10 protein-coding genes are annotated in these 8,312 nt (G+C 67.5%); 8 read left to right on the forward strand and 2 right to left on the reverse strand.

Annotated elements, in window-relative coordinates:
• The first annotated feature begins 64 nt into the window (after positions 1 to 64).
• Genes ACFW6D_RS31355 through ACFW6D_RS31365 form a run of 3 tightly spaced genes read left to right on the forward strand, consistent with a single transcriptional unit; the run spans position 65 to position 2,568 of the window.
• Positions 65 to 844: a purine-nucleoside phosphorylase gene (locus tag ACFW6D_RS31355; protein WP_379334129.1), complete on the forward strand. Its 780-nt coding sequence runs from the start codon at positions 65 to 67 to the stop codon at positions 842 to 844.
• Positions 845 to 2,353 carry a phospho-sugar mutase gene (locus tag ACFW6D_RS31360; protein WP_379334131.1) on the forward strand — a complete coding sequence of 503 codons (1,509 nt, stop codon included), beginning with the start codon at positions 845 to 847 and terminating at the stop codon, positions 2,351 to 2,353.
• A gap of 2 nt (positions 2,354 to 2,355) precedes the next feature.
• Entirely contained in the window at positions 2,356 to 2,568 is a 213-nt protein-coding gene (locus ACFW6D_RS31365; protein ID WP_379334133.1) for a hypothetical protein, read from the forward strand.
• A gap of 1 nt (position 2,569) precedes the next feature.
• On the opposite strand, the gene upp is transcribed toward ACFW6D_RS31365, so the two are convergent.
• A complete protein-coding gene (upp, locus tag ACFW6D_RS31370; protein ID WP_379334135.1) occupies positions 2,570 to 3,193 on the reverse strand; it encodes a uracil phosphoribosyltransferase in 624 nt (207 codons plus the stop codon).
• Positions 3,194 to 3,338: 145 nt separating this feature from the next.
• Here upp and ACFW6D_RS31375 point away from each other — a divergent pair, with 145 nt between their 5' ends.
• From ACFW6D_RS31375 to ACFW6D_RS31395, 5 genes are read left to right on the forward strand one after another with little or no spacing between them, the layout of a single operon-like run.
• The gene (locus tag ACFW6D_RS31375) at positions 3,339 to 3,656 is read left to right on the forward strand and encodes a hypothetical protein (RefSeq protein ID WP_379334137.1); all 318 of its coding nucleotides are present in this window, start codon (positions 3,339 to 3,341) and stop codon (positions 3,654 to 3,656) included.
• Positions 3,653 to 4,792, forward strand: a complete 1,140-nt coding sequence (locus ACFW6D_RS31380; protein WP_379334139.1) for an NlpC/P60 family protein — start codon at positions 3,653 to 3,655, stop codon at positions 4,790 to 4,792. Before ACFW6D_RS31375 ends, ACFW6D_RS31380 begins: the two co-directional genes overlap by 4 nt.
• The gene (locus ACFW6D_RS31385; protein ID WP_379334141.1) at positions 4,789 to 5,142 is read left to right on the forward strand and encodes a hypothetical protein; all 354 of its coding nucleotides are present in this window, start codon (positions 4,789 to 4,791) and stop codon (positions 5,140 to 5,142) included. Before ACFW6D_RS31380 ends, ACFW6D_RS31385 begins: the two co-directional genes overlap by 4 nt.
• Positions 5,139 to 5,498, forward strand: coding sequence for a YbaB/EbfC family nucleoid-associated protein (locus ACFW6D_RS31390; RefSeq protein WP_379334143.1), 360 nt, complete (start codon positions 5,139 to 5,141; stop codon positions 5,496 to 5,498). The genes ACFW6D_RS31385 and ACFW6D_RS31390 overlap by 4 nt, the downstream gene beginning before the upstream one ends.
• Before the next feature lie 14 nt (positions 5,499 to 5,512).
• Positions 5,513 to 6,745 carry a primosomal protein gene (locus ACFW6D_RS31395; RefSeq protein ID WP_379334145.1) on the forward strand — a complete coding sequence of 411 codons (1,233 nt, stop codon included), beginning with the start codon at positions 5,513 to 5,515 and terminating at the stop codon, positions 6,743 to 6,745.
• A gap of 131 nt (positions 6,746 to 6,876) precedes the next feature.
• Here the strand turns inward: ACFW6D_RS31395 and ACFW6D_RS31400 are convergent, their stop codons facing one another.
• Positions 6,877 to 7,974 (reverse strand): adenosine deaminase, encoded by a 1,098-nt coding sequence (locus ACFW6D_RS31400; protein ID WP_379334147.1) that lies wholly within the window; start codon positions 7,972 to 7,974, stop codon positions 6,877 to 6,879.
• Positions 7,975 to 8,312 lie beyond the last annotated feature (338 nt).

The following is an 8,312-nucleotide window of genomic DNA, read 5'->3' on the forward strand; positions in this document are numbered from 1 at the left end:
ACTCGCGGCCCCTCAGGGGCCGCGCTCGAGCGCGCCAGCGCTCCAATGGACTTAGACTTCCTCCATGACTGCCGAACAGGCCGCTACGGCGATTGCCGAACGTACGGGAGTGCCGCGTCATCGCGTGGCCGTGGTGCTGGGATCGGGGTGGCAGGAGGCAGCAGCCGAGATCGGCGCGCCGCATGCCTCGATTCCGATGACGGAGCTGCCCGGCTTCGGTAAACCCAGTGCGCAGGGGCACGGCGGGATGGTGCATTCGGTCACCGTGAACGACAACAACGTGCTGCTGCTGATGGGTCGCCAGCATCTGTACGAGGGCTATACGCCGCAGCAAGTGGTGCATCCGGTGACCGCGGCGATCGCGGCGGGCGCGGAGATCGTGCTGCTCACCAATGCCGCGGGCGGGCTAAGGGCAGGCCTGCAGGTGGGCGAGCCGGTGCTGATCGCCGACCACATCAACCTCACCGCGCGCACCCCGCTGGTCGGTGCGCGGTTCGTCGATCTGGTCGATGCCTGGGACCCCGAATTGCGGGCGCTGACAAAGGAACTCGACCCGAGCCTGACCGAAGGTGTGTACGCCGGGCTCACCGGTCCGCAGTACGAGACACCCGCCGAAATCCGCATGCTCGCGACGATCGGGGCGGATCTGGTCGGCATGTCGACGGTGCTCGAGGCGATCGAGGCGCGATCGCTGGGCGCGAAGGTGCTCGGCATCTCGCTGGTCACCAATATGGCCGCGGGCGTAACCGGCGAACACCTTTCGCACGCGGAGGTACTGGCCGAGGGACAGGCCGCGGCGCCCCGGCTGGGCAAGCTGCTGCGCGGCATTCTGGAGCGCGTGTAGATGCTGCGCTTCGGGACCGCGGGCCTGCGTGGACCGTTGCGCGAGGGCCCGGACGGGATGAACGTGACCACGGTGTCGCGGGCCACGGCCGGGCTGGCCGACTGGTTGCGTGCACGGTGTCTCGGCGGCGGGGCCGTGGTGGTCGGGCGCGATGCTCGGCACGGGTCGGCGGAGTTCGCTACCGCGACGGCTGAGATCTTCACTGCGGCAGGATTTCCCGTGACGTTGCTGCCCGAGCCGGTGCCGACACCGGTGGTGGCGTTCGCGGTGCGCGAGCTGGGTGCGGTGGCGGGGGTGCAGATCACCGCCTCGCATAATCCGCCCGCCGACAACGGGTACAAGGTGTATCTCGACGGTGGGTCGCAGCTGATCGCGCCTGCCGACAGCGAGATCGAGAAGTGCATCGAGGCGGTTGTCGAACCTGTTGCGCGGGAAACTGTTTCGGTTTCCGGTGCCGAGTTGGTCGATCGGTACCTCGCCCGCGTCGCGGAACTTCCCGGCCTACTCGGCGGGCCCGGTGAGCGGGCGGATGTGCGGATCGCGTTGACCGCGTTGCACGGTGTCGGCGGCGAACTGGCGGTGCGTGCGTTGGCCGCGGCGGGGTTCACCGATGTGCACGTGGTGGAGGAACAATTCGCACCCGACCCCGACTTCCCGACGGTGAGCTTTCCCAATCCGGAGGAGCCCGGCGCGGCTGATCTGTTGCTCGCGCTGGCCTCGCGGATCGATGCCGATGTGGCGATCGCGCTGGATCCCGATGCCGACCGCTGCGCTCTCGGCGTGCCCGGCCCCGAGGGTTGGCACATGCTGCGCGGTGACGAAACCGGTGTGCTGCTGGCCGATTACGTGCTGCGTACCTCGCCGGCCGATCCCCTGGTCGCCACGACCATCGTTTCCTCACGGCTGCTGTCGAAGCTGGCCGCCGCACGTTCGGCCCGCTACGCCGAGACCCTCACCGGCTTCAAATGGCTGGCCAGGGCGGGCGAGGGTCTCGTGTACGCCTACGAAGAGGCCATCGGACACTGCGTCGATCCCACGAAGGTCCGCGACAAGGACGGCATCTCCGCCGCCGTCGCCGCGGCGGACCTCGTCGCGCTGCTGAAGGCCGAGGGCAAGTCCCTGCAGGACGAACTCGATTCCTACGCGGTCGAATTCGGTCTGCACGCCGGTGACCAGGTCTCGCTGCGCCTGCCCGACCAGGCCGCCGCGAGCGTGCTGGTCGCTGCCCTGCGTGCGAACCCGCCCACCGAAATAGCCGGTACTCCGGTGAAATTCACCGATCAGGCGCTGGTTCGCGGGCGGTTACGCACCGACGCACTGATCTTCGATGCCGACGACTTCCGCATCGTCGTGCGCCCCTCTGGCACCGAACCCAAACTCAAGTGCTACCTGGAGGTTTTCGCTCCGGTGGCCGGACCGGACGCCCTCGACAACGCGAGAGAACTCGCCGCACAGCGACTCTCCCAGCTCACCACGTTCTGCCGATCGCTGGCGGACAGCAAGGAATAGTCATGCGCTGCTCGCAATGCGGTGAGACCAAGCTCTACCCCGGCTTCCTGGAAGATTCCGGCGACTCCTCTCGAGGCGACACCCGGTGGGTCGAAGGCCCTTTGCAGCACGGCGTATTCGGCGGCGCCAAACGGTTCGGCCGTACCCGCTGGAATGTCGAGGCCTTCCGGTGCGGCAACTGCAGTCACTTGGAGTTGTTCGCCCGGCCACGCTGAGTCAGCGTGGGCCGAACTGGCGGTCGCCCGCGTCGCCGAGGCCGGGGACGATGTAGGCGTTCTCGTTGAGTTTTTCGTCGATGGCGGCGGTGATCAGGCGGACCGGTAGGCCCGAGTCCGCCAGGGCAGCAACACCTTCGGGGGCGGAGACCACGCAGACGGCGGTGATGTCGGTGGCGCCGCGGGCGACGAGGAGTTCGATGGTGTGGCGCATGGAACCGCCGGTGGCCAGCATCGGGTCCAGGACGAAGACCGGCAGGCCGGTGAGGTCGGCGGGCAGCGATTCGAGGTAGGGCACCGGCTCGTGGGTCTGTTCGTCGCGGGCGATGCCGACGAAGCCGACGCGGGCTTCTGGGACGAGTTCGGCGGCGGCGTAGACCATCCCGAGGCCCGCCCGCAGGACCGGAACCAGCAGCGGCGGCGCGGCCAATCGGACGCCGTCGGTGACCGCGACCGGCGTGTCGATAGGAGTGCGCACCACGGGCGCGTCGCGCAGGGCCTCGTACATGAGGATGCCGGTGAGGTCGGCCAGAGCATTGCGGAAGGTGGCGTTATCGGTACGGACGTCCCGCATGGTGCTCAGCAGGGTGGCGGCGAGCGGATGGTCGACGGTGTCGGTGCGCATGAAAAGACGATAGGGTCGTTTGGCGCTTCGCGCCTACGACCGCTGGGGAAATTTTCGCGGAAACAGGGAACCGAATGCGGAGCCGGTGCGTCCAAGATAATGAGGGACGTACTCTGCCAGGAACTCGAGGATTGGGGGAAGTTCGATGCGTAAAATGTCAGCCGATGCCGAGGGCATCACCGCGTACAGCGCGGCTGCGGTGGGGATGTCAACGGAACTGGCCACGGCGGCGGCCGGTTCGGTGGCCTCCGACCCCACCCTGCTCGGCCCCGTGATGGGCCTCATCGGCGGCGATTTCACCGCTGCCTACTCCGCCGCGCACGCAGGTCACGTGGCGTCGATCGCCCAGCTGTCGGCGGTCATGGGGAGCATGGGAGCGGCCACCGCCAGCGCCGCGACCACCCTGGTCGAGACCGACCTGAACAACGCCGCACCCCTGACCGCGCTCGGTGACGACGCATGATCGACCTCAGCGGGCTGACCCAGCCCCTCCTCGATCTGCTGTCGAGCTTCGGCACCGGTGTGCTCGCCACCGGCGGCCCCTCCGACGGTTTGCGTTCGACCTCGACCAACCTCGACCAGATCTATCAGCAGGGTCGCAACAGCATCAACAACGTGAACACCGCGTGGGACGGCCAGGCCGTCGACGCGGTCACCGCCAAGGCCCTGCGCGTGCAGACCTCCTCGGCCACCCTGTCCGACAACGGCACCGGGATGGCGACCGTGGTCGACCAGGCCGCGGCCTATGTGCAGACCGGGCAGAAGGAGCTCGACGGGATCGTCAACTCGTTCGTGTCGCAGGTGTCCGCACTCGGTACCGCCGTCGGCACACCCGTGGGTCTGACCACGGTGATCGCCTCGGCGATCGACCACATCGGTCAGGGCATGGGCGTGGTCGGCCGGGTGCAGGAGGAACTGGGCACCCAGACCGCCGCGATCCAGGAGCTCACCCCGGCGCCGTCGAGCACGTCGCTGGCGAGCGTGTCGTCCGGTGCGAGCAACCTGCTGTCCTCGGCGTCGAGTTCGGGCATGCTCTCGACCGCCGCCAGCACCGGCAGTTCGCTGCTGAGCACCGTCGGGTCGTCGTTGTCGTCGGCGATGGGCGGCAGTACAACCAGTGCCTCGAAGTCGACCACCACCGGCGGGACCTCCACCGGTTCGTCGACCGGGTCCTCCACCGGTTCGTCGACCGGATCCGGCACCGGCGTCAAGATCACCCTGCCCGACGGCAGCGTGGTCGAGGCGCCCAACGAGAAGGCCGCGACGGCCGTCCGCTCGGCTATCGGCGCCTGCGGCACCCCGTACGTGTGGGGCGGCAACGACCCGCAGTCGGGCATCGACTGCAGCGGGCTCACCAAGTACGCCTACGGCGAGGCCGGAGTCGAACTCCCCCGCCTCGCGCAGGAACAGCACATCGGCAATCCCCAGGTTTCCCCCGGTGACCTGCAGCCGGGCGATCTGGCCGTGTGGGACGGCCATGTCGCCATGGTGGTGGGCAACGGGCAGCTCGTCGAGGCCGGCGATCCGGTTTCGATCAGTTCCATTCGAACGGAGAACAGTGGCATGGAGTTCTACGGCTTCTACAGGCCTACCGAATGAGCGGCACGCCGATCCCCGAGGTGCCCAATGTGGAGTCCGCGGTCAGCAGTAACCGCTCCGGCACCATCTCGGTCCGCGCGACCAGCATGGGTCTGCCGATCGCGCTCAAGTTCGAGCGCAGCGAATACCAGTTCGGCGCCCAGGCATTGGCCGACGAAATCCTGCGCCTGACCAGGCGCTCGACCATCGCCGCCGCCGCCAAGCTGCGCGAGGTCTACAGCGAGCAGGCGCAGATCCCCGACGAACTGCTCGACAAGATGAACCTGCCGACCCGGCGTCAGGCGGTCGACGAACTCGACCGCATCGACGACGCCGACACCGGTCAGACGAGCTGGATGAGGCCACTGTGAGTGCGGAAATGGATGCCCTGGTCGCGGGCGTCACCGGAAAGCTCGAGGCGCTCGAGGCGGCGCTGTACGGGTTGAAGCAGGTCAACGGGCAGTTCACCACCGAGGACGGGCTGGTCACCGCCGAGGTGAACAGCGACGGCGCCCTCGTCGCGCTGCGGCTCGACGAAGGCATCACCGCGCTGGCTCCCCCCGAAGCCGCCGCACTGATCCTGGAGGCCTGCAAACAGGCCACCACGACCGCCGGTGAGGCGCGTTCCAACATCATTGCGACACTGAACGAATCGCTCGCCGGCCCGAGTGCACAGCCCGACGGGCACTTAGCACCCGGGCCGGATAGTGCGCGGCGCTCGAGCTAGCTAGGCTTCGCGTCATGGCTTCTGGAGACATCGTCCCGATCGAGCTCGGTCTGACCGATGGCGATCTCGTCACCCTGTGGGCACCGCGCTGGCGCGACGGTGACGATGAGTGGGAGGCGTTCCTCGGTCACGAGGACGACCTCTACGGTTTCGAGTCCGTTGCGGAGCTGGCGGCGTTCATCCGCACCAACTCCGACAACGACCTCGTCGAACACCCGTCCTGGGCGGTCATCGCCGGGCTTTCGGCCGCTGAGCTGGAGCCGGAGGAGAATTTCAGCTTCGATCTGGTCTCCGTGCCGGAACTGGCCGCGGGCGATCCCGACGGCGAGGTCGTCGGCGAGCTCGAGGACACCCTGGCGATGGTGCGCAATATCGCCGAGGTGTGCGAGCTCGACGTGGTGACCAAGTTCTTCGGCAACAACCCGGTGCTCGGCGCACTGGCCAGCGGGGCTTCGACATTCGTCGGCCGCGATGGTGAAGAGCTGTGGGATCAGGTCGGCGCCGCGATCGTCAAGGGCTGGGACGACGTGCTCGACGCGATCGACAGCGTCGTCAGCACGCCCGAGGTCGACGCGGCCGCGGTCGCGGTCGCCGAGGCCGAGTTGCTGGCGGCCGAGGAGAACGAAGTCGACGCCGACGATGTCGCCGAGGAGGAAGAAGAGTTCGAAACCGTCGACCTCGACGCCCCCGACGAAGAGGAAACGTTCTGGGACGAGGTCGGCATCGACCCCGTCAAGATCGTCACCTCCGACGGCGAGCACTTCACCCTGCGCTGCTACCTCGACGACGAGCCGATCTTCCTCGGCAACGGCACCACCATCACCGTCTTCGGCTCCGAGCGCGCACTGGCCCGCTACCTGGCCGACGATCACGAGCACGAACTGGCACGGGTGTCGACCTTCGCCGAGGTGCAGACCGCGGCGGTGGACGGTTCGCTCGAGGTCGAGGTGACCGACGAGAACGTCTACGTGCTGACCGGCCTGGTCGAGGATCTGGCCGAGGGGCCGGAGGCGGTCGATACAGAACAGCTCGATCTCGCGGTCGAATTGTTCAGCGACGCCGCCGATTACGCCGATGACGACAGCGTGGAAACAGCGCTCGCACCGTCGAACCCGCTCGGCTGGTACGTCTCGTATCTGCTCAACCCGGATCCGAACCGGATGGCGCCGAACCCGCCGTACGCGGCGGAGGCCCAGCAGTTCCGTGACATGCAGCGCACGTTCGAAGCGCGACTCGTCAGCGAGTAAGACATCCCGCGTTCTCCGGTGAGGACATGGGTAACTCGCCGGGGACGGGCGAACCTGACTTCAGCGTTACCGGTAGCCGCGTCGCTACCGGTAACGCACCTGAGTCCGGCTAGAAGTCGCGGACAGGCGGATCAGCCGACAAGTACCGCGTATCGCGGCTTGATCACTTCGTCGATGATCTTCAGCCGATCCGGGAACGGGATGAAAGCCGACTTCATGGCGTTGATGGTGAAGCGTTCCAGGTCGCTCCAGCCGTAGCCGAAGGTGTCGACCAGCTTGAGCATCTCCTCGCTCATGGAGGTGTCGCTCATCAGGCGGTTGTCGGTGTTGACGGTGACCCGGAAGCGAAGACGGGCGAGCAGGTCGAACGGGTGCTTGTCCAGCGAGGGCACCGCGCCGGTCTGCACGTTCGACGAGGGGCACAGCTCCAGCGGCACCCGCATATCGCGCACGTAGTTCGCGACCAGGCCCAGCTGCGCGTCCTCGATGTCGCCGGGGACGCTGATGTCATCGGTGATCCGCACCCCGTGGCCGAGCCGATCACAGCCACAGAAGGCCAGTGCCTCGTGGATCGACGGCAGTCCGAACGCTTCACCCGCGTGAATCGTGAAGTGCGCGTGGTTGGCTCGCAGATATTCGAACGCATCCAGGTGCCGGGTGGGAGGGAATCCCGCCTCGGCACCCGCGATATCGAACCCGCCCACACCCGCATCACGGAACCGCACCGTCAGCTCCGCGATCTCCCGCGACCTGGCCGCATGCCGCATCGCCGTGAGCAGACACGTCACCCGAATGACATTGCCCTGCTCCGCCGCGATCGCCTCCCCCTCCCGGAACCCGGCAAGGGTGTGCTCGACAACCTCGTCGAGCGTGAGGCCCTTTTCGAGATGCTGCTCGGGCGCGAACCGCACCTCTGCGTACACGACCCCGTCGGCGGCGAGGTCGACAGCGCACTCCCGCGCCACCCTGCGCAGCCCCTCCGGGGTCTGCATCACCGCAACGGTGTGCGCGAACGTCTCCAGATACCGCTCCAACGACCCACTGTCGGCAGCGTCACGAAACCACGCCCCCAAACTCTCGGCATCGGAAGCGGGTAACTCGTCATAGCCGCAATCAGCGGCCAGCTCTAGCACCGTAGCGGGCCGCAGACCACCATCGAGGTGATCGTGCAGCAATGCCTTCGGTGCGCGTCGGATCGAAGCAAGGTCTAAGGGCGCCGGTCCATTCATGTAGAGACGGTAGCTCTCCGAGCCGATCCCGGCAGCGAAGTCCCCACGTGGCAACCGTCTCGTTGATAAACCGCCCCAAAAAGGACTATTGCGGGCCACCCACCGCCTCCACACCCGCCACACACACCCCAAGGCCCGCAGCCCCACCGCACTCCCAGCCACACCGCACACCCCAGTTCCGCCATAACCACACTCCCGGCCCCGCACACCCCGGTTCCGCCATGACCGCACTCCCAGCCCCGCACACCCGACCCCTAGGGAGGGTCCGCCGCGCAGCGGCGGTAGCGGCCCGGCCGCGAGTTAGCCGCCGTTGCGCATGCGCGAAGCGCGAGCAACGG

The organism is Nocardia sp. NPDC058705, assembly GCF_042749305.1.
GTDB lineage: Bacteria > Actinomycetota > Actinomycetes > Mycobacteriales > Mycobacteriaceae > Nocardia.

What these genes read in the sequence shown, in the direction of transcription:
- ACFW6D_RS31360 (WP_379334131.1), top strand. Translation starts at nt 845, where the DNA reads ATGCTGCGCTTCGGGACCGCGGGCCTGCGTGGACCGTTGCGCGAGGGC.
- ACFW6D_RS31400 (WP_379334147.1), bottom strand. Translation starts at nt 7,974, where the DNA reads ATGAATGGACCGGCGCCCTTAGACCTTGCTTCGATCCGACGCGCACCG.
- upp (WP_379334135.1), bottom strand. Translation starts at nt 3,193, where the DNA reads ATGCGCACCGACACCGTCGACCATCCGCTCGCCGCCACCCTGCTGAGC.
- ACFW6D_RS31380 (WP_379334139.1), top strand. Translation starts at nt 3,653, where the DNA reads ATGATCGACCTCAGCGGGCTGACCCAGCCCCTCCTCGATCTGCTGTCG.
- ACFW6D_RS31385 (WP_379334141.1), top strand. Translation starts at nt 4,789, where the DNA reads ATGAGCGGCACGCCGATCCCCGAGGTGCCCAATGTGGAGTCCGCGGTC.
- ACFW6D_RS31395 (WP_379334145.1), top strand. Translation starts at nt 5,513, where the DNA reads ATGGCTTCTGGAGACATCGTCCCGATCGAGCTCGGTCTGACCGATGGC.
- ACFW6D_RS31355 (WP_379334129.1), top strand. Translation starts at nt 65, where the DNA reads ATGACTGCCGAACAGGCCGCTACGGCGATTGCCGAACGTACGGGAGTG.
- ACFW6D_RS31375 (WP_379334137.1), top strand. Translation starts at nt 3,339, where the DNA reads ATGCGTAAAATGTCAGCCGATGCCGAGGGCATCACCGCGTACAGCGCG.
- ACFW6D_RS31365 (WP_379334133.1), top strand. Translation starts at nt 2,356, where the DNA reads ATGCGCTGCTCGCAATGCGGTGAGACCAAGCTCTACCCCGGCTTCCTG.